Annotated in this window: 24 protein-coding genes and 1 tRNA gene; 15 read left to right on the top strand and 10 right to left on the bottom strand. The window is 64.8% G+C overall.

The features are described from left to right. Window positions 1–59 precede the first annotated feature (59 nt). Entirely contained in the window at window positions 60–773 is a 714-nt protein-coding gene (locus tag NMP98_RS16590; RefSeq protein WP_254858968.1) for a YqjF family protein, read from the top strand. Window positions 774–820: 47 nt separating this feature from the next. On the opposite strand, the gene NMP98_RS16585 is transcribed toward NMP98_RS16590, so the two are convergent. Beyond that, entirely contained in the window at window positions 821–1813 is a 993-nt protein-coding gene (locus NMP98_RS16585) for a radical SAM protein (protein WP_254858967.1), read from the bottom strand. Window positions 1814–1897: 84 nt separating this feature from the next. Between NMP98_RS16585 and NMP98_RS16580 the strand changes: the two genes are divergently transcribed. The 3 genes from NMP98_RS16580 to NMP98_RS16570 are packed head-to-tail and all read left to right on the top strand — an operon-like array spanning window position 1898 to window position 5039. Next, window positions 1898–3178, top strand: coding sequence for an MFS transporter (locus NMP98_RS16580; RefSeq protein ID WP_254858966.1), 1281 nt, complete (start codon window positions 1898–1900; stop codon window positions 3176–3178). 43 nt (window positions 3179–3221) lie between these two features. Further along, window positions 3222–3887: a DUF6517 family protein gene (locus NMP98_RS16575; protein ID WP_254858965.1), complete on the top strand. Its 666-nt coding sequence runs from the start codon at window positions 3222–3224 to the stop codon at window positions 3885–3887. Between the two features lie 60 nt (window positions 3888–3947). Continuing rightward, window positions 3948–5039, top strand: a complete 1092-nt coding sequence (locus NMP98_RS16570; protein ID WP_254858964.1) for a DUF373 family protein — start codon at window positions 3948–3950, stop codon at window positions 5037–5039. Here the strand turns inward: NMP98_RS16570 and NMP98_RS16565 are convergent. Then, the gene (locus tag NMP98_RS16565; RefSeq protein WP_254858963.1) at window positions 5036–5812 is read right to left on the bottom strand and encodes an HVO_0234 family beta-propeller protein; all 777 of its coding nucleotides are present in this window, start codon (window positions 5810–5812) and stop codon (window positions 5036–5038) included. The two genes, NMP98_RS16570 and NMP98_RS16565, sit on opposite strands and share 4 nt — an antisense overlap. Before the next feature lie 32 nt (window positions 5813–5844). Next, window positions 5845–6627, bottom strand: coding sequence for a helix-turn-helix transcriptional regulator (locus NMP98_RS16560; protein ID WP_254858962.1), 783 nt, complete (start codon window positions 6625–6627; stop codon window positions 5845–5847). 241 nt (window positions 6628–6868) lie between these two features. On the opposite strand from NMP98_RS16560, the gene glmM reads away from it, so the two are divergent. Beyond that, window positions 6869–8245, top strand: a complete 1377-nt coding sequence (glmM, locus tag NMP98_RS16555; protein WP_254858961.1) for a phosphoglucosamine mutase — start codon at window positions 6869–6871, stop codon at window positions 8243–8245. Here the strand turns inward: glmM and NMP98_RS16550 are convergent, their stop codons facing one another. Both NMP98_RS16550 and hisI read right to left on the bottom strand, forming a co-directional pair. Continuing rightward, a complete protein-coding gene (locus NMP98_RS16550; protein ID WP_254858960.1) occupies window positions 8246–9385 on the bottom strand; it encodes a DUF7118 family protein in 1140 nt (379 codons plus the stop codon). After that, window positions 9369–9734, bottom strand: a complete 366-nt coding sequence (gene hisI / locus NMP98_RS16545) for a phosphoribosyl-AMP cyclohydrolase (RefSeq protein ID WP_254858959.1) — start codon at window positions 9732–9734, stop codon at window positions 9369–9371. Before hisI ends, NMP98_RS16550 begins: the two co-directional genes overlap by 17 nt. A gap of 162 nt (window positions 9735–9896) precedes the next feature. On the opposite strand from hisI, the gene NMP98_RS16540 reads away from it, so the two are divergent. After that, window positions 9897–10322, top strand: a complete 426-nt coding sequence (locus NMP98_RS16540; RefSeq protein ID WP_254858958.1) for a DUF8146 domain-containing protein — start codon at window positions 9897–9899, stop codon at window positions 10320–10322. A gap of 12 nt (window positions 10323–10334) precedes the next feature. On the opposite strand, the gene NMP98_RS16535 is transcribed toward NMP98_RS16540, so the two are convergent. Further along, the gene (locus NMP98_RS16535; RefSeq protein ID WP_254858957.1) at window positions 10335–10790 is read right to left on the bottom strand and encodes a DUF5814 domain-containing protein; all 456 of its coding nucleotides are present in this window, start codon (window positions 10788–10790) and stop codon (window positions 10335–10337) included. Between the two features lie 119 nt (window positions 10791–10909). Between NMP98_RS16535 and NMP98_RS16530 the strand changes: the two genes are divergently transcribed. After that, window positions 10910–10980: transfer RNA gene (locus tag NMP98_RS16530), tRNA-His, on the top strand. Window positions 10981–11017: 37 nt separating this feature from the next. On the opposite strand, the gene NMP98_RS16525 is transcribed toward NMP98_RS16530, so the two are convergent. From NMP98_RS16525 to NMP98_RS16515, 3 genes are read right to left on the bottom strand one after another with little or no spacing between them, the layout of a single operon-like run. Then, window positions 11018–11290 (bottom strand): hypothetical protein, encoded by a 273-nt coding sequence (locus NMP98_RS16525; RefSeq protein WP_254858956.1) that lies wholly within the window; start codon window positions 11288–11290, stop codon window positions 11018–11020. Beyond that, window positions 11290–12291, bottom strand: a complete 1002-nt coding sequence (gene cydB / locus NMP98_RS16520; RefSeq protein WP_254858955.1) for a cytochrome d ubiquinol oxidase subunit II — start codon at window positions 12289–12291, stop codon at window positions 11290–11292. The genes NMP98_RS16525 and cydB overlap by 1 nt, the downstream gene beginning before the upstream one ends. Then, complete coding sequence (locus tag NMP98_RS16515) at window positions 12284–13714, bottom strand: cytochrome ubiquinol oxidase subunit I (RefSeq protein WP_254858954.1); 1431 nt, start codon at window positions 13712–13714, stop codon at window positions 12284–12286. Before NMP98_RS16515 ends, cydB begins: the two co-directional genes overlap by 8 nt. A 156-nt stretch (window positions 13715–13870) precedes the next feature. Here NMP98_RS16515 and NMP98_RS16510 point away from each other — a divergent pair, with 156 nt between their 5' ends. The 4 genes from NMP98_RS16510 (at window position 13871) to NMP98_RS16495 (ending at window position 15852) form a co-directional block, all read left to right on the top strand. Next, window positions 13871–14584, top strand: coding sequence for a competence/damage-inducible protein A (locus NMP98_RS16510; RefSeq protein ID WP_254858953.1), 714 nt, complete (start codon window positions 13871–13873; stop codon window positions 14582–14584). A gap of 63 nt (window positions 14585–14647) precedes the next feature. Then, window positions 14648–15115, top strand: coding sequence for a GNAT family N-acetyltransferase (locus NMP98_RS16505; RefSeq protein ID WP_254858952.1), 468 nt, complete (start codon window positions 14648–14650; stop codon window positions 15113–15115). 60 nt (window positions 15116–15175) lie between these two features. After that, entirely contained in the window at window positions 15176–15520 is a 345-nt protein-coding gene (locus NMP98_RS16500) for a nuclear transport factor 2 family protein (protein ID WP_254858951.1), read from the top strand. Between the two features lie 83 nt (window positions 15521–15603). Next, a complete protein-coding gene (locus tag NMP98_RS16495) occupies window positions 15604–15852 on the top strand; it encodes a hypothetical protein (RefSeq protein ID WP_254858950.1) in 249 nt (82 codons plus the stop codon). Here the strand turns inward: NMP98_RS16495 and serS are convergent, their stop codons facing one another. Further along, window positions 15853–17223 carry a serine--tRNA ligase gene (gene serS, locus NMP98_RS16490; protein WP_254858949.1) on the bottom strand — a complete coding sequence of 457 codons (1371 nt, stop codon included), beginning with the start codon at window positions 17221–17223 and terminating at the stop codon, window positions 15853–15855. A gap of 140 nt (window positions 17224–17363) precedes the next feature. On the opposite strand from serS, the gene NMP98_RS16485 reads away from it, so the two are divergent. From NMP98_RS16485 to NMP98_RS16470, 4 genes are all read left to right on the top strand, one after another. Further along, on the top strand, window positions 17364–18224 hold the full coding sequence (locus NMP98_RS16485; RefSeq protein ID WP_254858948.1) for a hypothetical protein: 861 nt from the start codon (window positions 17364–17366) through the stop codon (window positions 18222–18224). Window positions 18225–18270: 46 nt separating this feature from the next. Further along, window positions 18271–19182 (top strand): MBL fold metallo-hydrolase, encoded by a 912-nt coding sequence (locus tag NMP98_RS16480; RefSeq protein WP_254858947.1) that lies wholly within the window; start codon window positions 18271–18273, stop codon window positions 19180–19182. A 74-nt stretch (window positions 19183–19256) separates the two neighbouring features. Then, window positions 19257–21149: a cation:proton antiporter domain-containing protein gene (locus NMP98_RS16475; RefSeq protein WP_254858946.1), complete on the top strand. Its 1893-nt coding sequence runs from the start codon at window positions 19257–19259 to the stop codon at window positions 21147–21149. A 59-nt stretch (window positions 21150–21208) separates the two neighbouring features. Further along, window positions 21209–22903 carry an aldehyde ferredoxin oxidoreductase C-terminal domain-containing protein gene (locus NMP98_RS16470; protein WP_254858945.1) on the top strand — a complete coding sequence of 565 codons (1695 nt, stop codon included), beginning with the start codon at window positions 21209–21211 and terminating at the stop codon, window positions 22901–22903. The last annotated feature ends 7 nt before the right edge of the window (window positions 22904–22910 follow it).

Genomic DNA, 22910 nt, shown 5'->3' with positions numbered 1-22910 from the left:
CTACTGGCTCCCATTCACGCTCCAAAGTCTATGTACCTCCTCGCCGTACTCTTCCGTCGATGCCCCGCCCGTTCCTCTCGGCCCGCTGGAAGAACCTCCTGAACCTCACCTACGAGGTGCCGCCGGAGCTGCTGGAACCGCACTGCCCCGACGGCGTCGAACTGGAGCGCTCCGAGGGCCGGAGTTTCGTCAGCCTCGTTGCCTTCGACTTCACCGACACGCGCGTGTTGGGCGTCCCGTGGCCGGGATATCGCGCCTTCCCAGAGGTGAACCTCCGGTTTTACGTCCGCCACGGAAACGACCGCGGCGTCGTCTTCCTGCGGGAGTTCGTCCCCAAACGCGCCGTCGCGTGGATTGCCCGGGCGCTGTACGGCGAACCGTACGTCCGAGCACCGATGGTGTCCGAACAGCGACTGACGGCCGAAAAACTGTCGTTCGGCCTCCGGATGGATCACGGCGGGCGAACACACGAACTCCGAGTGACCGCCGACAGTCACTCCACGCACGTCCCCCCGGAAGACAGCCCCGAACACTTCTTCAAGGAACACTCGTGGGGCTTCGGAACGGACAGACTGGGACGGACGCGTCGTTATCGCGTCGACCACCCGCGGTGGGCCGTCTACGACATCGAGTCGCTGACCGTCGACATCGACTTCGAGACCCTTTACGGCGAGCAGTGGGCATTTCTCGACGATGCCGACCCGATACACCGGATTTTCGCGGGCGGGTCCGATGTTACCGTCTACCCGTCGAAACCGCTCGACGCACGGTGAGCGACCGGAAAAGACTGATAGACGAATGCCGTCCGCCCGGTTGGATACTACGCCAACGGTGTCCGCTCGACGACCGTCCCATCGTAGGTCGGATACTGCTCGACGATTTCGCCCTTCTCGACGTCGCCGTCCTCGACCATCTCCTCTAGGAGCCACCACGCCAACTCGACGTGGTCGGATTTGACCGAGTAGAACTGCTCCGGAACGCCTAACTCCTCCAGTCGGCGCTCGGTCACCCACGTCTTCCCGTAGACGATGGTGCCGTCGTCGGTGATTTCGTCGAACTCCCGGCGGATGTTCTTGGCCATCCGCTTCAACCGCGAACGGTGCTGGGCGGCGTCCTTGAACACGCTCGTACAGAAGTACACCTTCTCGTGGTCGCCCATCTCTTCGAGGATGCCGTGAGAGCCCTCGACGGCGGACATGTGGTCTTCCTTGAGTTCGAAGCCTTCCTCCTGCATCCGGCGGTAGTTGCCATCGGACATCTCGAACTCGTTGATGTTACAGAACTCTGCTGCGCCCTCGTCGAGGAATTCGAGGAACTCCGGTTCCGGTCGGATGCCCGGAATCTCGAAGGCAGGGGTCAGCCCCTCCTCGCGGGCGATGTAGAGGATTTCCTCCCACTCGGTGCCGTGCATGTCGCCCCACAACTCCAGCGGCGGGTGGAACCGAATCTCGTCGAGGCCGGCCTCGGCGAGTCGGCGCATGTTCTCTCTGCCACCCGTAATGCCGGTGTAGAGGTGGGTGTGGTGGTCCTCGCCGAACTCGTCTTTCAGAAGCGAGAGGTAGCGAGTGGTCTTCTCCATCGCCTCCTGTGGTTCGCCGCCCGTGATGGAGGTGCCGAGGGCGCTCATCCGCTTTGCCTCCTCGATGATGTCGCCGTCGTCTTCGATGGGCCGTTCGTTGGCGTAGGCCTGCGTGACGTTCTTTCGGTTCTCGCCGAGCGGGCAGTAGAAACAGTCGCGTTGGTCGCAGTAGCCGTAGACGAAGAGTACCATCTTCCCGCCCTTAGCGCACTGTTCACAGCCCTTCGAAATCATTCGTTGTCATCGTTTGTCCGTCGACACGCAAAAGTCGTGCGTTACACGGACCGTTTTATACACGTCGACACCGACTACCGTCCCGTGCAGAACCGCCGTGGCCTCGCCGTCGTCTTCCTCGTCGTCTTCGTCGACCTCGCGGGGTTCGGCATCGTCATCCCCATCCTCCCGTACTTCGCGCGGTCGTTCGGCGCCTCCGAGTTGGTCATCGGCCTGCTCGCGGCCACCTACTCGCTCATGCAGTTCGGCTTTGCACCCCTTCTCGGGGCGCTGTCGGACCGCTACGGCCGCCGACTCGTGATGGTGATGTCGCTGGCCGGGGCAGTCCTCGCGTGGACCATCTTCGGCTTCGCGACCGGACTGGCGACGCTGTTCGTCGCCCGGGGACTCGCCGGTGCGATGGGCGGCAACATCGCCGCCGCCCAAGCCTCCGTGGCGGACCTCACGACGCCCGAGGAGCGACCGAAAGCCCTCGGCTACCTCGGCGCGGCGTTCGGTTTCGGGTTCATCTTCGGACCGGTCATCGGTGCGGCGCTGGCCTTCGAGGAAACTGTCGCCGTCGTCGACGGTATCGCTCCTGCCTTCGTTCCCGTCTCACCGTTTTCGCTGCCGGCGTTCGGCGCCGCCACCGCGAGTCTGCTCGCGCTCCTGTTGGCCGCCACCCTGTTGCCGGCCACGAAGGGCGAAACCGAACGGGAGTCCCAACTCGACGCCCTCCGGAACGCCTTGGCCGCTCCCGGCCTCCGCGGACTGCTCGGAGCGTTCTTTCTCGTCTCGTTTGCCTTCTCCGGCGTCCAAATCATGTTCATCCCCTACGTCGCCGACATCTACGGCTACACCGAGAGTCAGGCGGCGCTGCTTTTCGCCTACATCGGCGTCCTCGCCGTCGTCGTCCAAGGCGGCCTCATCGGCCCGCTGACGAGTCGGTACGGCGATGCGCCGCTGACCGTCTTCGGAGCCGGCTGTCTCGCCGTCTCCTTGGTGGGGATTCCGGCGGCACCGGCTATCGGACGGCTCCTCCCGGACGCGACCGGAGTCGTCGGCTTTCTCACGCCGCAGTTGCTCGGCCTACTCGTCGTTCTCGCGGCGCTATCGCTGGGCAACGGCGTGTTGAGCGTCACGCTGACCGCGCTGGTCTCGAAGGGGGCCGGGTCGCGTCAGGGGTCGGCGTTCGGCCTGACACAGGGCGCCGGCAGTCTCGCACGCACCATCGGTCCCGTCGTGATGGGCGGACTGTACACCGCCGTCGCCTACTGGGCGCCGTTCGTCCTCGGGTTCTTGCTGTTGCTTCCGGTCGTCGTCTACGCCGTCGGTCTGCCCTCTGTCGCTCCCGAGCGGCCGGCCGACCCCGGCCACGTCCGATAGCGGGACCGATGAGGTGAAAAGCGACGACCGCCTTCCGACACGTATGCGACCGACGCGACGCGAACTGTTGGCCGGCGCCGGTGCGGGAGTTGCCGGCGGGCTCGCAGGCTGTACGGGCGTTCTCGACGGCGGCGTCACCGCGTTCGGAGCGACGGGCGTCGGCCTCTCGACGAGCGTCCAAGAGGAGACCGGCTACACCCACCACAGAACGATTGAAGACGTTATTTCCCGGGAGTTCGAGCGGTTCGGACTCTCCCGAACCGTCGAGGTGACGAACATCGTCTCGGAGTACGACCGCGCCATCGAACTCGGGTTCCTCGGAACGCGCATTCAAGCGGCGGTGTTCGCGACGCTTTCGACGCCACAGGTGAGCGTTTTCGGCCGGTCGTTCAACCCCATCGCCGAGATGTCGGCCGAAGAAATCGCCGCGTTAGTTCAGGACCGCTACGACAACGTCGGCGGCCTCAAACTCGACGGCGAACTCGAAGCGGCAGTGACCGGCGAGACGACGACCGTCACGCGCTTTGCCGGACAGGCCCGCCTCGTCGAGTTGGGCCAGGGCGTCGACATCTACCTCTACGTCAGCGACGCGGTCGAGGTCGGCGAGGACTTCGTCGTGACGCTTGCGGCCCACCCCCAGGCGTTCGGCGAGCGACTCGACACCGTCCGAACGCTACTCGCCGGGGTCGAACGCCGCGCGGAACCGTAGCGACCGCACGGCAGGGAGAAGGGACTTAACGCCTCGCGTGAAATCATCGCACGAACAGCGATGCTGCTCATCCTGTGTGTCGACCTCGACGACGACCTCGGTCGGAAGACCGACTTCGAGACGCCGGTCGTCGGCCGCGACAGCGTCGAGGCCGCCGCCGTCGCCCTCGCCAACGCCGACCCCGAGGACTCCGACGTGAACGTCTGTTTTCAGGGCATTCACCTCCACGACGCCATCGACGACGAATCCGTCGAGGTGGCAGTCGTCACCGGGACGGCGAAGGCGGACGTTTCGGCCAACCGCAAGGTCGGCGAGGAGGTTGACACCGTCCTCGCCTCACTGTCGACCGGCGAAGACGTCCGTGCCATCGTCGTCACCGACGGCGCCCAAGACGAGTCCGTCCTGCCGGTCATCCGCTCTCGCGTCCCCATCGACGGCGTCCGCCGCGTCGTCGTCCGGCAGGCACAGGACCTCGAATCGATGTACTACACGTTCAAGCAGGTACTCGCCGACCCCGAGACCCGCGGAACCATCCTCATCCCGCTCGGCATCCTGTTGCTCATCTACCCGGTCGCCATCGTCGCCGAGGAGTTGGGTCTGCCGGGGTCGACACTCGGGGTCATCTCCGCGCTGTTGGGACTGTACATCCTCTTTCGCGGCCTCGGCTTGGAGGACGCCATCGACGACACCGCCGAGCGACTCCGCGTCGGCCTCTTTTCGGGACGCGTCCAACTCATCACGTACGTCGTCGGGGTCGCCCTGCTCGCCGTCGGCGCGGCGTCCGGACTGGAGACCGTCGGCGAGTTGCCGTCGCCGGAACCGCTGGCGGCCGCCTCGGCGTTCGTCTACGGGTCGGTCCAGTGGGCCGCCGCCGCGGGTGTCGTCGCCTCGCTCGGCCGCATCACCGACGAGTACCTCGACGACAGTTTCCGGTGGCGGTACCTCAACGCCCCGTTCTACGTGGCCGCAATCGCCATCGTCCTCCACGGCCTGAGTGCGTTCTTCCTCCAGTTGCCGTTCGCCGGCCTCCCGTATCTCGCGGGGACGCTCACCGCGGGGACGCTCGTCGGACTCGCCAGCACGCTCGCCTTCGCCGTCGCCGAACAGCGGTTCCCGCGGAACCGCGATTCGGACTCGGAACTCATCGGTTAGACCACGGCGAGCGCGGTCACGTCGGGCAATCCGAGCGAGCGATGTCGCCAGCCGTCGCCCGCGTTCACGAGGAAAGTTCCGTCCGTCGTGACCGCGTAGGTCGCCTCGCCGTACGCCACGTCGGCGACGGTCCCCTCGATAGGTAACTCGACGGCCGACCACTCCACGTCGGTCCGCTCGTAGAGTCGGTCGGCCGTGGCGGCGTGGGCGGTGCCGTCGGCTCGATTGGCTGTAACCCGGAACTCGCCGTCGAGGGCGTCCATCCAACCGTTAGCGAGGTAGTACAGCCCCGTTTCGGTCGCCGCCAGCGGCCCGCCGGCAGTCGTCACGTCGTGGGCGGCCGTCAGTCCGACGTGTGTGCCGTCGAGGCGGTGGACACCGGAGGCCGCGGCGACCATCTCGCCGTCCATCGCTCGCACGTCGTCCAACTCCGCGAGCGTCACCCAGCCGTCGTCGTATCTGGCGAGACGGCCGTCGCCGGCCGCGAGCAGGCCGTCGTGATAGCCGACGGCGTCGGCGGGGCCGAACCCGGTCGGTTCGAACTCCTCGCCGGTCCCCACGAGAACGTCTTCGGTCGTCGCGACCGCGAGGCGGCCGTCGGCGCTGGCGGCATCGGTCGCCGTTCCCCGGTGGACCAGCGAGAACTCCCCGACGATATCGTCGGAGATGTCGACGCGGGTGATGCCGACGCCGGTCGCGACGAACGCCGTCGTGGCCCCTTTCTTGTCGGCGTAGACGCGCTTTTCGTCGATGCTGATGTCCTCGTCGCTCATACCGTCCCTCGGAGTCGAAGGGTCGAAAGCGTTTATATAGGCGTCGAGCGTTCGACCGGTTCCGAGCGGTCGTGTACCCGCTCGAAGACCGTCCGTCCCCACTGGACGGCGTCGTCGTCGGAACTGAACGCCGCTCCCAGCAGCGACCCGTCGTCGTAGGCAAACAGGCCGACTACGTCGTCGTCGAACAGCATTATTGCAAACGGGAGTTCCTCGTCGGCGGTTCTGACGTTCAACCCGGGTTGTTCGATGGCCGCATCGAAGCGGTCGTAGCTGTCGGCCAACCGCGACAGTGCAGCCGATTCGATGACGAGCGTCACCGTCTGGTCGGTCGCCACGACCCGTTCGTGAGAGACTTCCAGATATCGCGGCATCCCGGCCGGCGAGAGACACCGGAGCCGCTCGGCCGCCCCTGCGAGCGATTCCATCCGCTCGAGCGGCCGCTCGGGGGCGTGTCTCCCCGGCGCGACGATGTGGCCCCGTTCGAACAGCGACGGCGGGTACTGGCGGTCGACCGGCAGGCTGTTCAGGAGTCGTTCGGCGTCGGTCAGCCGTTCGAGTCGAGCAAGATACGCGTCGTGTCGTTGCCACGCCAGGCGCCCGAAACCGGTGAGACCGTAGCCGCCGGCGCGCTGTTCGACCAGCCCTTTGTCTTCGAGTTCTTTCAGTGACTTGTACACCGTCGACCGCGAGACACCGAGTTCCTCACGCAGTCCTCGCTGGTCCATCGGCCCGTCAGCGAGTGCCGTCAACAGCGGCGTTCGCTTGGCGAGTACGTTCGCGACCGCTGATACGTCACGGTCGAGTTCGTCCATATCGCTCCCTAACGAACTGTACTAATAAATGGGTACGCATCGAATCGATGTTTCGAGCATCGAAATATGTTCGACCCCTCGAAACAGCGTGCGGCGCGTAACGTGAAGGCCCCCGACTGCGCAGGGATAGGTAGGTCCCCCTGACGCTGCGGTGCCTCTGGAAGGACCGTTCCTCCACTTCATCCCGACGCCAGCGGCCGCTGTCGGAACCCCTTTGCCGCCGCCCGCCAAGGGGACAGGTATGCAGGTGTTCGGGTCGAGTGGTGTCCGTGGCGTCGCAGGCAAGGAATTGACGCCGCCGTTCGTCGGGCAAGTCGCCGCTGCTGCGGGTACCCAGCTCGATACCGAATCGGTCGCCATCGCTCGTGACACACGAACCACCGGTCGACTGTTCGCCGACGCCGCCGCGAGCGCCCTCGCCGCCATCGGCTGTGACGTACACCGCCTCGGAATCGTGCCGACGCCGGGCGCCCAAGCCTACGCCGAACGAACCGGCGTTCCCGTGGTCGTGATTACCGCGAGTCACAACCCACCGGAGTACAACGGCATGAAACTCATCGGGGCCGACGGAGTTGAGTTGCCCCAATCGACGCTGGAGCGAGTCGAGGAGCGCCTCCTCGCGGAGGATTTTACGCTTGTCGGCTACGACGCCATCGGAACCCACCGGGAGGTCGACGACGCTCCCGGTCGCTACGTCGACGCGTTACTCGATAGATTGGACTCCGAGGGACTCCGCCAACGAATCGCCGACACCGACATCACGGTCGCGCTGGACCCCGGACACGGCGCCGGCTGTCTGACGAGCCCCGAGTTCTTCCGGGAACTCGGCTGTCGCGTCGTCACCGTCAACGCCCAACCCGACGGCCACTTCCCCGGCCGGAACCCGGAACCCGTCGCCGCGAACCTCGCGGACCTGCGGCGACTCGTCGGAACGACCGACGCCGACGTCGGCATCGCCCACGACGGCGACGCCGACCGCGCGATATTCGTCGACGAACACGGCGAGCACATCGAGGGCGACACCGCTCTCGCGGCACTCGCCGCCGCCGAGCTGGAAGCCGGCGACGTGACAGTCTCTGCGGTCAACGTCTCTCAGCGACTGGTGGACGTGGCCAACGACGCCGGCGCCGACGTGGAGTTGACTCCAATCGGCAGTACCTACATCATCAGTCGCATCCGAGAGCTTCAACGAGAGAACAGGACGGTCCCGATTGCGGGCGAGGGCAACGGCGGCATCCTCTTTCCGGACTACCGCATCGCCCGCGACGGCGCCTACACCGCCGCGCGCTTCCTCGCGTTGCTCGCCGACCGCCCCGCGAGTGCGGTGGCCCAATCCCACGGCGGCTACGCCAACGTTCGGGCGAACCTCGATTACGAGGACGAGGCCGGCCGCACGGCAATGCTCGCGGCCGCCGAGCGACACGCCGACGACGCCGACGCCGAGTTGACGACCATCGACGGCTACCGCCTCGATTACGGCGACGCATGGGTGTTGGCCCGCCCCAGCGGGACGGAGCCGCTCGTCAGACTGTACGCCGAGGCCCAAAATCAGAAGCGAGCGACGTCGCTACTTGAGGGAGTCAAAACCGAGATGGTCGAGGCGAGAGACGGCGCCTGACTACGCCGGCGCGTGGGCGTCGAGTGCCTCCTCGAGCCGGCCGCGCTCCTCTCGGGCGACTTCGAGTTCCGACTCGATGGTCCCGTTTTCGATGCGTGTGCGCTCGTCGTCGTCCAACTCCGAACGGGCGACGGCGGCCGTTCGGAGCCGTTCATAGGCATCGCGGCGCGTCAATTCCCGAACCGCCCGGAGTGCGGCGACCGTCTCCTCGTCGGCGAAGCGGTCGACGAGCGACACCAACTCCTCGGCGCGGTACCGAAGCGCCTCGGTCTCGGCGGGCGGCCACTCGACGAAAAGCGGGTCGGCCGACAGTCCATCGAGATACGTCCGGTTCGTCGCGACTCGGCGCTTCAACAGGTTCGCGTCGTCGACGTAGTGGGAGAGCTTCGACGGCGAGTAGTCGGCGTACTCGATGAGGTCGGGGACCGAATGCTCGCCGGCGGGCCGCTCTCGGACGTACTCCAGTAGCTCCGTCGGCGGACACCGAAACTCGACCAGCGGGTAGTCGGCCGCTGTCGCGATAAACGAGAGGAACTCGCGGGCCGACGCGTCCCGTCGGAAGGCGGCGAAATCGTCGGCGACGCCGTCGTTGTATCGTTCGATGGGCTCTCGGAGTTCCTCGATTGGAGCGTCGAGGTCCGCTTCACCGAGTCGGACCAGCCGTTCGAGGTCGTCGATTCGGTCCGCGAGTTCCGTCAGTCGGTCCCGGGCCGCGCGGTAGGCCTCACGATGTCGACTTCGCGCGTCGGTCAGTTCCTCGCGCGTCGCCGCGTATTCTCGCGCCGGAGCGAGCGCCTCGCGGGCGGCCTCGAAGTCACGTGTCTTCAGCGACCCGGTGACGCCGCTTGTCTTGACGTGGCCGTCGGCCTCGAGGAACGCCTCGCTCTCGGGAACGTCTTCGGGAATCGACTCCAGCGTCTCCGAGATGTCGTTGCGGAACTCGACGTACCCCTCGAAGTCGTCCCAGTCGGTCGCGCGCTCCTCCCAGCGGTCCAACACCGTCGCGACCGACTCGTAGGCGTCGGCGACCGCATCGAGGTCAGCCTCGTCGAGTTCGAGACTCTGCTCTAGCTCTCGAACCCGTTCGGCGGCGGCCTCCAGTTCCGCGGCCGCGTCGTCGTGGTCACTCGTCGTAGACATCATCGGGGTCGAACACTCGGTCGCCGACGACCTCGCCATCGAGCGTCCGGTGGAAACAGCTCTCGTAGCCGGTGTGACACGCCCCGCCCTCCTGTTCGACGACGTACAGCAGCGCGTCGCCATCGCAGTCGACCCGGACCTCCTCAATGCGTTGGGTGTGGCTGCTGGAGCCGCCCTTCTTCCACAGTTCGTCACGGCTTCGGGAGTAGTAGTGGGCATACCCCGTCTCCCGAGTCCGTTCCAGCGCCTCCTCGGAGACGTAGGCGAGCATCAACACGTCGCCGGAGTCGGCGTCCTGTGCGACCGCTGGAAGCAGTTCCTGCTCGTCGAAGGCGAGGTCGACCGTCATTACCCGACAGTGGGTCAGTCGCCGGGATAGGCCTTTTCGTTAGCCCATCGAAGAGGTCACGCCGCATAAAGCGTGAGACGCCCGTCGGAACGCCCGACCGACCGGTGGCGTGCGTGCGTCTGACAAACGCTTATATGCGTGGACGAACCAGCTAGGGCCAATATGGGCAACAAGAACAAGACCATCTCCTTTCGGGTCAACGAGGACGCCTTCGAGACCCTCCGGGAGATAGCCGAAGAGCGCGACATCTCGCTTTCGGCCGTGTTCCGCGACTACGTGGACACGCTCGTCGCCCACGACGGCCAGGTTCGGGTCGTCCCCGAACACGAACTGAAAGGCGGCAGTGCCACGGAAACGTCCTCTGCTTCCGAGAGCTTCCCCCCGAAAGTCGAGGTGCCCAAGAGCTTCGTCCGCGAGCACGAACGACTCGAACTCGAAGCCGAACACCTCCGCGAACAGCTCGACGAGTACAAACAGTACGTCACGAAACTCAGCCAGAAGGTCGAAGAGCAAGACGAAGAGGAGGTCATCCAACTGGAGGACCTCGACGGCGACGAACAGGAAGAAGAGCCGTTCCGCCTCGGTTAACGCCCGACGCCGCTACCCCGACAGTTCTCTGCGCTTTCTGCGAATCTCGGCTTCCGCGTCGTCCCGTCCGTCCACGTCGGCCAGCTGTTCGGCCGCCTCCAGCGTCCGAACCCCGCTGTCGAGAAACGACAGCACGTCGCCCGGATACGCATACACCATGTAGTCGTCGCCCATCACGTCGACGATGGCGTCCGGTCCGAGTCCCTGCGCCCGCAACTCCAGCAGGTAAGCGATGAACTTCCGCTCGGGACAGCCACAGTGGGGGTTCGACTGGCAGTCACAGTCGAGGAAGTCCTCGGCGAACTCCAACACGCGATCCCGGGAGGCGTCGTCGAGTTTGGCGATGCCATCGCCCGAAAAGAGGATGTCCAGCGTCGCCCCGGAGAAGGCACTCTTGGGGAACGACGTATCCAGTTGAGAGGCCAACTGCCGGTGGTTCTTCACGTAGATTTTGTCCGTAATCGCCACGTTGGCCGCCCTACGTCGTCGGCGCTGAAAAGCGACTCGAAACACCGTGCGGGAGGGTTACACGGGGTTGGGAAAGTCGAAACGTATATCCGTCACAGCGGGATAACTACGAATGCGTGTCCGGGTTGGGGTAGTGGTATCCTCCAGCCTTGTGGTGGCTGGGACGTGGGTTCAATTCCCGCACCCGGACCTGATTCCTCTCGAAACTCCGTCTCGGAGTCGCCTGACTACTCTTCGTCGGTATCAGTCACATCGTTTGCGACGGATTCGTCGACGACACCGGTCGCGCGCAACCAGCCTTTGACGAGTTCGTTGACGTTGTACAGAACGATTCCGACCGACAGCAGCGTCGTCGCGAGATAGGCGATGAACCCCGGTGGCCCGCCGATTGTCGCGCCGATAGCGCCGCCGGTCGTTCCGACGACGGTGAGTTCGAGCCACGTCACCAGCACACGGGAGAGGAGTCGCGGGGGCGCGTCGACGAGCGAAGCGGAATCCATCAGTACGCCTCCCCCGCTTCGATTGGGCCGCTGAACGCCGAGTAGAGAACGACGAAGTAGCCGAAAATCAACGGGAGCAGAAGCGCGGCCCCGATGGACATGAGGTTGAGCGGGAGCGTCGAGACGATGGCCGATTCGACGGTGAGGCCACCCGCCGGGTCGATACTCGGGTACAGTAACCCGGCGACGATGCCAACGAGGGCGAACACCAGCCCGGCGGCAGCGCCGAATGCGGCGTAGTAGCGGTCGCTCCGCGTAGCGACGGCGTACACGCCAGCGAGGAGGAGCGTCACGGCGACGAGGGCTACGACGACCGGCGAGGAAAGCGCCGAGCGCAGCGCAGGGCGCGTGACTGCCACGTAGCCGAGGGCTACGACGACCAAGGCGAGATACGCCGCGAGTGCGCGATAGCCGGCCGTTCGAAGGTCCGCGCGTAAGCGACCACGGGTTTTCAACCGCAGGAAAGCGACGCCATCGACGACCGTGAGTGCGACGACGGCCAGGCCGACAACGACGCCGGAGACCGTGAGCGTCGCCGTCTCGCCGAGCATCCAGTTGGCGGTGAACATCCCGAGGAAGAACGGCGCGGTGAGGCTTCCGACGACGAACGCCCGGCCCCACCAGCGTTTCCAGGCCTCGTCGTGGCGCTGTTCGTACATCTCGGGGGCGAGACCACGGAGTATGAGCGCCCCGAGGATAGCGAACATCAACAGGTAGTGGCGACTGAACAGGTTCGCGTAGACGGCCGGAAACGCCGCGAACATCGCCCCACCGAAGACGACCAGCCACACCTCGTTTCCGTCCCAGAAGGGGCCGATAGCCGCGAGGAGTTGTTCGCGTTCGGCCTCGTCGTCGCGGGTCGCAAACAGTGCGCCGACGCCGAAATCGAACCCATCGAGAAACAGGAACATCGCGAGGATGAAAAACAGCAGAACGAACCACAGTTCGGCGAGCGGAAGGCCGAGCAGCGGCCCACCGGCCAACGAGGCCACATCAGTCATCCGTGCTCACCTCGGGAGTGGTGTCCGAACCCGGTTGCTCCGGAGTTGCCCTGAGGTCGTCACGAGACGGTGGCCCCGCACGGACGATGCGGACGAGAACGTAGACGTACAGTGTGAGTAAGGCGAGATACACCACGACGAACCCGGCGAGTGTAATCGTCGCTTCCGTACCCGTGAGGCCGGGCGAGACGCCGTCCGACGTCTTCAGGACGCCCTGAATGACCCACGGCTGACGGCCGACTTCGGTGACGACCCATCCCAGTTCGACGGCGATGATGCCGAGCGGCGTCGACGCCATCAGCGCCTTGTGTAACAGGTCGTCCTCGTAGAGTTCGCCGCTCCACCAGCGATAGCTCCCCCACACCGCAAGGAGGATGAACCAGAAGCCGAGTGCGACCATGGCGCGGAACGCCCAGAAGACGATAGCGACGGGGGGTTGTGGCCCCTCGAACTCTTCGAGACCCCGTATCGTCGCCTGCGGGTCGCCGCCGCTGGCGAGCCACGAAGCGCCGCCCGGGATACCGATGCCGAAAATCTCCTTCGCCCGCGGGTCGAGGAGGTTCTCGATGCTCGTCGGGAACGCGATGATGTACTCGGGGACGTAGGAATCGGTTTCCCAGACGGCCTCCATCGCGGCGAACTTCTGGGGTTGGGTCTCGAAGACGTGTCGAGCATAGAGGTCGCCGTGAATCACCTGCAACGGGGCCGTGATGAGTAGGGCGATGAGCCCGAACTTGAGCGTCGTCTCCCAGAACCCGACGTGTCGGACGGGGTTCCCCCAGACGTGGTGTCGGAACACGAAGTACGCGCCGAGGCCGGCCATGACGAGGGCGACGGATTCGACGGCGGCATTCTGCATGTGGACGAACATCCAGAAGAAACGCGGATTGAGATACGCCGCGATGGGGTCGACGAGTCTGACAATCGGTTGACCACCCTCCATCACCAACTCGTAGCCGCGAGGCGTCTGCATCCACGAGTTCGCGATGAGAATCCACACGGCCGACAGCCACGTCCCGAGACCGACGGCCACCGCCGAAATCATGTACAGGGCGTCGCTGACGCGTTCGCGACCGAACACGAAGACGCCGAGGAACGTGGCTTCGAGCATGAACGCCATCATCCCCTCCAAAGCGAGGGGGCCGCCGAACAGTTCGCCCGCAGTCGTCGAGAACGCCGCGAAGTTCGTCCCGAACTCGAATTCGAGGACGATTCCGGTGACGGTACCGACGACGAAACTGACGGCGAAGATGCGCGTCCAAAATCGGCGTAGTTGCTCGTATATCGCCTCCCCGGACCGTATCTCACGCCACGTGAAGTACACGAGAAACGGCGCGAGGCCCATGCTCATTACGGGAAAGACGATGTGGACGATGGTCGTCAGAGCGAACTGGAGCCGACTTGCGAAGATGGGGTCAACCATTGTGAGTGGATTCGAGGGATATGCTCGTAGCGGGGCGACCGAACACTCAAAAGTACTTTTCGCTAAATGATATTGGTTCGGGTCCGAGCGTCGAACGGGCGCCCACGTCAGTCATGAGAGCGAAGGCATATCCGAATCGCCAGCGACGTACGCTCCATGCAGGCGGCGATACTCACTGTCGGCGACGAGTTGCTCGACGGCGACACCGAAAACACCAACGCGACGTGGTTGGCGGCCGAGTTGAGCGACCGCGGCGTCTCCATCCGACGGATACTGACCGTCCCGGACGACGAAGGCGTCATCGCGGCGGCGACACGGGAGTACAGCGATTCCTTCGACGTCGTCGTCGTCACCGGCGGTCTCGGCGGGACGCCAGACGACGTGACGATGGCCGGCGTCGCGGCGGCGTTCGACCTCCCGCTCGTCGAAAACGACCTGGCACGCGAGGACCTCGAACGGACGCTCGAGGCCATCGCCGGCGACTATCCGGACCTCGACGTGGACGTATCCGCGGAGGCGTCGCTGCCGGAAGGCGCCCGGCCGCTTCTCAACCGTGCCGGCCTCTCGCCGGGATGTGTTGTCGAGAACGTCTACGTTCTGCCGGGCATCCCCTCGGAGATGGAGGAGATGTTCGAGGACGTGGCCGGCGAGTTCGACGGCGACGTGGAGTCGCGGTTTCTCTACACCGAGGAACCCGAGGCGAATCTCATCGAGCGACTCGACGAGACGCGGGAGCGCTTCGGCGTGAAGGTCGGCTGTTATCCCGACCGCGAGGCGGGACACAACCGGCTGAAACTCACCGCCGAGGACACCGCGGCGCTGGACGACGCCGAAGCGTGGCTGGCCGAGAACGTCACGCTCGTGGAGTGAGTGTCACGTGCCGAGGTTAGGCCCATGGACAGTATTTTGTCGACGCTACCGAACGGTGGACGTATGCGGATACGCGAAGCCGAAGCGAGCGAAGTGGCGATGCTCGCGGAGACGTTCTGGCATCCACTCGCCGAACGGATGGAGCGGTATTCCGAGTTGAACGCGTTGACCGACGACGCCGTAGAAATGGCTGTCGAAGAGTTCGAATCACTGCTGGAAGACGAAGAACGGACCGTCTTCCTGCTCGAAGACGAAGGCGCGGAAGTCGGCTTCGTCGCCGTCGAATTCGGAGAGCGACCCACACGCGAGAAGGGCAAATACGCCACGGTGACTGACCTCTACGTCAAAGAAGCGTTCCGGGGACGGGGCTACGGCACGAAACTGCTCGAGCGAGTCGAGACACTGGCGGCGACAGAGGATTGTGACTACCTCGACGTCTCGGCGGAGTTCGAAAACCACGACGCGAGGGCGTTCTACGAGAACGCCGGGTACGATGCGAAACAGGTCACGTACGCGAAACCGCTCGACTGACTCAAAATCGCCCGCCGAGCGACCGACGGGATATTTCCGGGCGCCGACTCCATTGTCGGTATGGACGGCCCTGCCCTCACGCGGGAGTACTACCGAAGCATCGACGCCGCCGACTACGAGACGCTCGAGTCGCTTCTCGCCGAGGGGTTCGTCCACGAGCGCCCGGACCGGACGCTCTCCGGCAGGGACCGCTTCGTCGAGTTCATGCGCGAAGAGCGCCCCGAAACCGACACCGAACACGTACTCGATGCGGTGTACAGCACGGAAGCGGGCGGCCGCGTCGCCGCCGAGGGGCGACTGCTCCGGGCCGACGGCGAGGTGTGGTTCGGCTTCGTGGATACTTTCGACATCGACGGGGGAGCCATCGCCGACATCCAAACGTACACCGACGAACACCCGCTGTGAGGTTCGGCCGCCGTCCGGCTAACAAATAAGGCCGTACAGCAGCGGCAGGGCCGCTAACTGCATCCAGTTCCGACGGTGAACTGATGCTTCCGAGCGTGGCTGTCGCCGTCTCACTTGCGGTCGTCGTCGCCTTTCTCCTCGAACCGCTGGTTCGAGAGGCGGATGCGTTGACCCCTCTTGACAGGCGTCGCGAGTGGGGTCGACCCGACGTCGAAGCGACTATCGAATGCGAACTCGAAGGGACGGCCGTCCGGTGTTGTCGACACTGCGGACAGGACGTCCGTCAGGAGTACACGTTCTGTGGTGAGTGTGCCCGGCCGGTACCCCGGTAATCAGGCGCCGTCGCCGACCGCGGTTTCGCCGACGGCGTCGTGACCCTCGATGACCTCGCAACCCATGTACGGCTGGAGCGGTTCGGGCACGTCGACGGTGCCGTCGTCGTTCTGGTAGTACTCCAGGATGGCAACGACGACCCGCGGCACCGCCACTCCAGAGCCGTTGAGTGTGTGGATGTACTCTGCCGATTCGTGCTGTTCGGGGCGGTACTGGATTCCTGCTCGCCGGGCCTGGAAGTCCTCGAAGTTCGACACCGAGGAGACTTCCAGCCACCGACCGCCGGCCTCGGGACCGTCTTCCATGTCGTCGCCGGGCGCCCACACCTCCACGTCGTACTTCTTCGCCTGTGTGAAGCCCATGTCACCGGTACACATCTCCAGGACGCGGTAGGGGAGGCCGAGCGCTTCCAGCACGGAGGTTGCCTCATCGAGGAGTCCCTCCAGTCGGTCGTAGCTCTCCTCGGGGCGGACGAAGTTCACCATCTCGACTTTGTTGAACTGGTGGACGCGGACGATGCCACGCGTCTCGGTGCCGTGTTCGCCGGCCTCCCGCCGGAAGTTCGGCGAGTACGCCTGGTGTTTGATTGGGAGGTCGTCGTCGAGCAGAATCTCGTCGCGGTACATGTTCGTCACCGGCACCTCGGCGGTCGGCAACAGCCAGAGGTCGTCGTCGTCGTAGTCCTCGTCGTTGTCGCCGCCGATGCGGTAGGCGTCCTCGACGAACTTCGGGAACTGGCCGGTGCCGCGCATCGACGCCGAGTTGACCGGAATCGGCGGGAACACGTCGGTGTACCCCTGCTCGCGGTGGGTCTCCAGCATGAACTGCACGAGGGCGTGTTCCAGTTGGGCGCCCTCGCCTTTCGCGAAGTAGAAGCCGCCGCCGGTCACTTTCGCGCCGCGTTCGAAATCGAGGATGTCCAACGCCTCGCCGAGGTCGTAGTGAGGGACGACCTCATCGGGCAGTTCCCGTCGGTCCTCGAAGCCCCAGCGGTCGGCTTCGACGTTGTCGGATTCGTCCTCGCCGACGGGGGCGTCGGGGTGGGGGACGTTCGGTATCTCAAGCAGCGCCGCCTCCAGTTCGGCTTCCAGTTCCTCGGCGCGTTCCTCGACGGTTTCGAGTTCGGCCTTCAGTTCCTGGGACTCCTCGATTGCGGCCTGGGCTTTCTCCTCCTCGCCGGCCTGTTTCAGTTCGCCGATTTGACTGGAGACTTCGTTGCGCTGGTGACGCAGGTCGTCGCCTTTCGCCTTGAGTTGTCGCCACTCCTCGTCGACCTCGAGGATTCGGTCGAGGTCGACGTCGACGCCTTTCGTTTCCAGCGCCCGCCGGACCTCCTCGGTGTTCTCGCGGACGAACTGCCTCGATAGCATTTGTCGGCGGTTCGGCAGGCCCGGGCAAAGTCGTGTCGGTCGCGTGCGACCGGTTCCCGGCCGCTTTCGCCGAGTAAACGCGACACCGAGCGTGTCGGGTTGACGACAGACCGAAGTGTCGTGAACGTGTTGGCCCGCGTATGATAGAGCAGTATCTCCAGCGGCTCTTCACCTGGGAGAGCCTCGAGAACACCGAACGCGGCGTCGAGTTCGAGTTGAAGAACCGGCTCATCGAAGCCGAGTTCGAAGGGATTACGCTGGTCGCCCTCGACGAGGAGGAGGTCTCACAGGGGGACATTACGGTGGAGTTGTCGGAAGACGAGCAGTATCGAGCCGACGAGATAACTCCGGAGGACCCACTCGAACTCGACCTCGCCGAAACCGTCCAGATGGTGCTCGACCGCGACCGGCTCCGCCTCGGCGTCCACGAACTCAAGGTCGGCCTTCAGGTCGAGGGATACGGCGAAGTGAGTTTCACCACCGACGACGAAATCACCGAAGAAGACCTCGTCGACGTCGACCCCGCCGACTACACCGTCGCGGAGTTGACCGACCTCGCCGACGACATCGCCGAACCCGAAACCCTAGAACGACTGCTCGAACGCGAACGCGAGGGGAAGAACCGCAAGACGGCCGTCTCGGCGCTCGAAGAGCGACTGGAGGAGGCCGAACCGCTCACCGAAGACGAGATGGTCGTCACCGAACCCTCGGCGAAATCCGCCGGCGGGAACCTCGTCAACGAACTGCTCGTGAGCGTCCTCGAATCACCACAGCGCGTCTCGGTGTATCTCACCGTCCAGACGCTCGGCAGCGGGACCCCCGAGACCATCGCCGGCCGAATGGTGCTGTCTGAGGACACCGTCCGGTCGACGCTGGAGGACTTCGAGAGCGAGGGCATCGCCGAGCAGAACGCCGACGGCCAGTACAGCGTCGCCTCGCCGATTACGGTGTTACAGAAGCGACAGAATACGCTGTGGTCGGCGCTCCAGCGGTCGCTCTGAAACCGCAGGGGTTGGGCTTTTTGCTCCTGTGCTCCGAGATACCGGTATGGGAATCGGAGACGTGTACGAAGTGAGTGCGGTGTCGGACTGTTACTACGTCGACACCGGCATGTACGACACCCCCGAGTACGGGTCGGTGTACATCCTCGACGCCGAACGCCCGGCCATCGTCGATACGGGCATCGGGACGAACTACGAGCGAATCCTGGCCGCACTGGAGTCGGTCGGCATCGCGCCGGCCGACCTCGAAGCAATAGTGGTCACCCACGTCCACCTCGACCACGCGGGCGGAGCGGGCTTTCTCGCCGCCGAAACCGACGCCGACGTGTACGTCCACGAAAAGGGCGCGAAGTTCCTCTCGGACCCCGACGCCATCTGGGAGGGGACCAAGAGTGCCGTCGGCGAGCAAATCGAGTACTACACGAAACCGAAGCCGGTTCCGGTCGACCGTATCGAGCCGATTCACGACGGTACCGCCATCGATTTGGGCGACCGGCAACTGGAGACCCACTACGCTCCCGGCCACGCCTTCCACCAGGCCGTCTTCCATGAACCCGACGACGGCGTCGTGTTCACCGCCGACGCTGCGGGCATCTACGTGCCCGAATACGAGTCCATCCGGGAGACCTCGCCGCCGCCGGGGTTCGATCTCGAGGAGGTCGTCGCCGACGCACGGATGATTGCCCGAATCGACCCCGAAACGCTGTGTTATGCCCACTTCGGCCCGGCGGCGACCGACGAGCGACTCTCGGAGTACGTCGGCGTCATCACCGAGTGGGTCGAACGCGTCGCCGAGAAACGCGATGAATTGGACGACGACGCGGCGGTCATCGAACACTTCGTCGACGAGAGCGACATCGGCGAGGTGTGGGGCCAAAAGAAAGGCGACGGCGAAGTGGCGATGAACGTCAGAGGCGTGTTCCATTACCTCGACGAACGGGCCGAGGACGGCGAGTGAACCGTCGACACCAACGGTGTCCCGGGGATTTATTCGCCGCGGCCGTGAACCGGTAAGTCGATGACGGAGGAACCGTGTCCAGTCAACTGATTCCACTCGTAGCGGCGATTATCGCGCTGGGCGTCGGCGCACAGTTGCTCGCAGATCGCTTCGAAGTGCCGAGTATCGTCTTCTTACTCGCCGCTGGTATCGGACTCGGCCCGGAGGGACTCGGCATCATAACGAGCGACTCCTTCGGGGCGCTCCCGGCCATCGTCGGACTGTCGGTCGCCATCATCGTCTTCGAGGGGGCGTTTCACCTCCGCATAGAGAAACTTCGACAGGCCACGAGCGAGAGCCTCCGTTTGGTCACTATCGGCGCGGTCATCGCGCTGTTGGGGACGGCGGTCGCGGTCCGGTTCGCTCTCGGGGCTGACTGGGGCATCGCGTTTCTCGTCGGAGCCCTCCTGATAGCGACCGGCCCGACGGTCATCACGCCCATTCTCGCTGTCGTCCCTGTCCGCGACCGGGTACAGGTCGCACTGGAAACGGAAGGCATCGTCAACGACGTGACCGCGGCCATCCTCGCCATCGTGGTGTTCAAAGTGATTCGCCTCGAAGACCCGACCCTGAGCGCCTTCTTCGGGTTGTTCATCGAGCGCCTCGGTGGCGGCATCCTCATCGGGGCCGCCGTCGCCGCCGTCGTCTGGTTCGTGCTGAGATACATCGACCTCTCGCCGGGAGACGCTCCTCGGAACGCCCGACTCGTCGTCCTCGCCGGCGCCCTCGTCGCGTTCGGCGCTGCGGAGACCCTCGCCAGCGAGGCGGGCGTCGCCGCCGTCGCGACCGCCGGCATCGTCCTCGGAAACCTCGATATACCCTACGAAGAACAGATTTCCGAGTTCAAAGGCGACATCACGCTCATCGTGCTGTCGTTCGTCTTCATCGCCTTGGCGGCGCTTTTGGAACTCGAGGACCTGCTGGCGCTCGGCATCGGCGGAATCACCGTCGTCGTCGCCGTCGCGTTCGTTATCCGACCGCTGTTGGTGTATCTCTCGACGGTGGGCGGCAACTTCACTCGCCCCGAACGACTGTTCGTCGGCTTCGTCGGGCCGCGGGGCATCATCCCCGCGTCGGTTGCGACGCTGTTCGCCATCGAACTCCAGACTGCCGCCGAGGAGGCAGAGGCCGCCGGACAAATCGCACGGGCCGCCCAACTGGAGGCCAACGCGACGCTTCTGGTCGGGACCGTGTTCCTCGTGATTCTCGCGACGGTCGTCTTGCAGGGCGGGTTCGCCCGTCACATCGCGGAATACCTCGACGTGATACCAATGCGTGTACTCGTAATCGGAGGCGGACAGGTCGGCCGAGAGGTCGCCACCCGCCTCGAAGACAGAGGAGAGAACGTCGTCATCATCGAGAACGACGACGAAGCAGTCGAACAGGCCCGCAACGATGGGTTCACCGTCCACATCGGCGATGGGACGAAAATCGACACCCTCCGGTCGGCCGGCGTCGAGAACGCCTCGACGGTCGTTGCGGCGACCGGTAACGACGAGGTGAACCTGCTGGTCGGCCAACTCGCCGTCACGAAGTTCGACGTCGAACGCGTCATCTGCCGGGCGAACGACGCCGAGAACGTCGAGGCCTTCGAGGAGTTGGGCGTCGACACCATCTCCTCGACGCTGGCGACGGCCCAGGCCATGGACAACGCCATCGAGCGACCGGCGCTGGCCAGTTGGTCCAGTTCAATCGGTGTGGAAGGCGACGTACAGGAAGTGACTGTCGGCAACAGCGATTTCGTCGGCCAACCCATCAGCGAGGTCGGTCCGAAACTGCCGGGGCGCTGTCTCATCGTTCTCATCTCCCACGAGGACGAAACCTTCGTCCCCGAACCCGACTACGAGATTCAGGAGGGCGACCAAATCACCCTCATCGGCGAACACGACGCGGTCCGGGAAGCGATGGACCTCTGTCGTGGGGATTAACCCCCCGAGGATTCGTGGCACACCGTTTAAGGGGTCCGCTCTCGCCTAGACGATAGACTATGATTCACACCGAGGGCCCGCTTCTGTCTATCGACGTCGGACGACAGGAGACGACCGAAGAAGACATCGACGAAGAACTGGAGGCGTTCGTCGGCGGCCGCGGCGTCGGGACGAAACTCGCCCACGACCGCATCCCCTACGACGCCGACCCACTCGGCCCCGAGAACAGACTGGTGTTCGCAACGGGGCCGCTGCAAACGTCGATGATGAGCTACACCGGTCGGATGTCCTGTACCGGCCTCTCGCCGCTGACCGACGGCCTGCTGTCGTCGAATGCCGGCGGCTTCATGTCCCGGCCGTTCGTCGACACCGGTTACGCTGCGGTCGAAATCGCCGGCGCGAGCGACGAACTCGTCGGCGTCCACGTCACCGACGAGGGCGTCGAGTTCGAGGCCGTCCCCGACCTCGCGGAGGCGACCGTCGAGGAGACGACCGAGTACATCGAGGAGTCGTCCGGTCTCGACTACGAACACACCGCCGTCGTCGGCCCCGCTGGCGAAAACGAGGTGCGATTCGCCTCCATCATGACGAGCGAGTCCCGTGCCTTCGGTCGCGGTGGCCTCGGCGCCGTCCTCGGCGCGAAGAACGTGAAGTTCCTCACCTTCGACGGCGACTCCCGACCCGAAATCGAGGGTATCGACGAGGAACTCGTCATGGAGATTCACAAGGAGGCCTCCGAATCCGGCAGTCCGATGAAAGACGCCGGCACCGTCTCGGTTTCGGACTACGCCAACGCCGTCGGCGCGCTCCCGACGAAGTACTTCGAGGAGCTGCGCTACGACGGGGTCGATGACATCGGTTCGGCCGCCGTCATCGAACACAAATACAAGAAGGGGACGTGTTCGTCGTGTGCCTTCGCGTGTAAACTGCCGACCCGCGACGAGGAATCCGGACTGGAAACCGAGGGCCCCGAATACGAGACGATGATGTCGTTCGGCTCGAACGCCCTCGTCGACGACTTCGTCGCCATCATGAAGTCCAACGAGTTGTGTGACCAGTACGGACTCGACACAATCTCCTGTGGCGACTCGATTGCGGCCTACCTCGCCGCCGAAGACGAGTTCGGCAAGACCGACCTCATCCACGACCTCATCGAGAAGATTGCCTTCCGGGAGGGCGTCGGCGACACCCTCGCGGAGGGAATCGACCGCTTCCACGAGGAGTTGGGCGTCGACAACTGGACGATGAAGGGCATGGAGTTCGCCGCCCACGACGGCCGGACGCTGAACGGACAGGGACTGTCCTTCGCCACCTCGAATCGCGGCGCCGACCACATGTACGCCGAGATGTACCAACTCGAATATCCGCTCGTCGCGCCGGACCAGGCGCTCGACTCCGACGGCGTCGAGGGGAAATCCGAACGGCTCATCGAGATGGAGAACAAAAACGCCGTCCACGACTCCGGTGTCCTCTGTAAGTTCGCCTTCTCGAGTATGGACCACGACCGCTATGCGCGGCTGTTCGGCACCGACTGGGAGACGCTTCAGGAGGTCGGCGGCCGCATCATCGAACTCGAACGCCACTTCAACAATCAGCGCGGCTTCGACCGCGGCGACGACGACGCCCTCCCCTACGAACTGGAGGGCCTCGACGAGGAGTTGTCGAACTACTACGACCTCCGGGGCTGGAACGACGACGGCACCGTCCACGACACGAGCGTCGAGGGGGGGAGTCCGGCTCCCGCAGACGACTAGACAGGTC

It is taken from the genome of Natronomonas gomsonensis, from assembly GCF_024300825.1.
In the GTDB taxonomy this organism is placed as follows: domain Archaea; phylum Halobacteriota; class Halobacteria; order Halobacteriales; family Haloarculaceae; genus Natronomonas; species Natronomonas gomsonensis.
This window is presented reverse-complemented; position numbering and strand designations above follow the sequence as displayed.

Coding starts and splice junctions, on each gene's coding strand:
- NMP98_RS16590 (WP_254858968.1), top strand. CDS start 60: ATGCCCCGCCCGTTCCTCTCGGCCCGCTGGAAGAACCTCCTGAACCTC.
- NMP98_RS16585 (WP_254858967.1), bottom strand. CDS start 1,813: ATGATTTCGAAGGGCTGTGAACAGTGCGCTAAGGGCGGGAAGATGGTA.
- NMP98_RS16575 (WP_254858965.1), top strand. CDS start 3,222: ATGCGACCGACGCGACGCGAACTGTTGGCCGGCGCCGGTGCGGGAGTT.
- NMP98_RS16570 (WP_254858964.1), top strand. CDS start 3,948: ATGCTGCTCATCCTGTGTGTCGACCTCGACGACGACCTCGGTCGGAAG.
- NMP98_RS16565 (WP_254858963.1), bottom strand. CDS start 5,812: ATGAGCGACGAGGACATCAGCATCGACGAAAAGCGCGTCTACGCCGAC.
- NMP98_RS16560 (WP_254858962.1), bottom strand. CDS start 6,627: ATGGACGAACTCGACCGTGACGTATCAGCGGTCGCGAACGTACTCGCC.
- glmM (WP_254858961.1), top strand. CDS start 6,869: ATGCAGGTGTTCGGGTCGAGTGGTGTCCGTGGCGTCGCAGGCAAGGAA.
- NMP98_RS16550 (WP_254858960.1), bottom strand. CDS start 9,385: ATGTCTACGACGAGTGACCACGACGACGCGGCCGCGGAACTGGAGGCC.
- hisI (WP_254858959.1), bottom strand. CDS start 9,734: ATGACGGTCGACCTCGCCTTCGACGAGCAGGAACTGCTTCCAGCGGTC.
- NMP98_RS16540 (WP_254858958.1), top strand. CDS start 9,897: ATGGGCAACAAGAACAAGACCATCTCCTTTCGGGTCAACGAGGACGCC.
- NMP98_RS16525 (WP_254858956.1), bottom strand. CDS start 11,290: ATGGATTCCGCTTCGCTCGTCGACGCGCCCCCGCGACTCCTCTCCCGT.
- cydB (WP_254858955.1), bottom strand. CDS start 12,291: ATGACTGATGTGGCCTCGTTGGCCGGTGGGCCGCTGCTCGGCCTTCCG.
- NMP98_RS16515 (WP_254858954.1), bottom strand. CDS start 13,714: ATGGTTGACCCCATCTTCGCAAGTCGGCTCCAGTTCGCTCTGACGACC.
- NMP98_RS16510 (WP_254858953.1), top strand. CDS start 13,871: ATGCAGGCGGCGATACTCACTGTCGGCGACGAGTTGCTCGACGGCGAC.
- NMP98_RS16505 (WP_254858952.1), top strand. CDS start 14,648: ATGCGGATACGCGAAGCCGAAGCGAGCGAAGTGGCGATGCTCGCGGAG.
- NMP98_RS16500 (WP_254858951.1), top strand. CDS start 15,176: ATGGACGGCCCTGCCCTCACGCGGGAGTACTACCGAAGCATCGACGCC.
- NMP98_RS16495 (WP_254858950.1), top strand. CDS start 15,604: ATGCTTCCGAGCGTGGCTGTCGCCGTCTCACTTGCGGTCGTCGTCGCC.
- serS (WP_254858949.1), bottom strand. CDS start 17,223: ATGCTATCGAGGCAGTTCGTCCGCGAGAACACCGAGGAGGTCCGGCGG.
- NMP98_RS16485 (WP_254858948.1), top strand. CDS start 17,364: ATGATAGAGCAGTATCTCCAGCGGCTCTTCACCTGGGAGAGCCTCGAG.
- NMP98_RS16480 (WP_254858947.1), top strand. CDS start 18,271: ATGGGAATCGGAGACGTGTACGAAGTGAGTGCGGTGTCGGACTGTTAC.
- NMP98_RS16470 (WP_254858945.1), top strand. CDS start 21,209: ATGATTCACACCGAGGGCCCGCTTCTGTCTATCGACGTCGGACGACAG.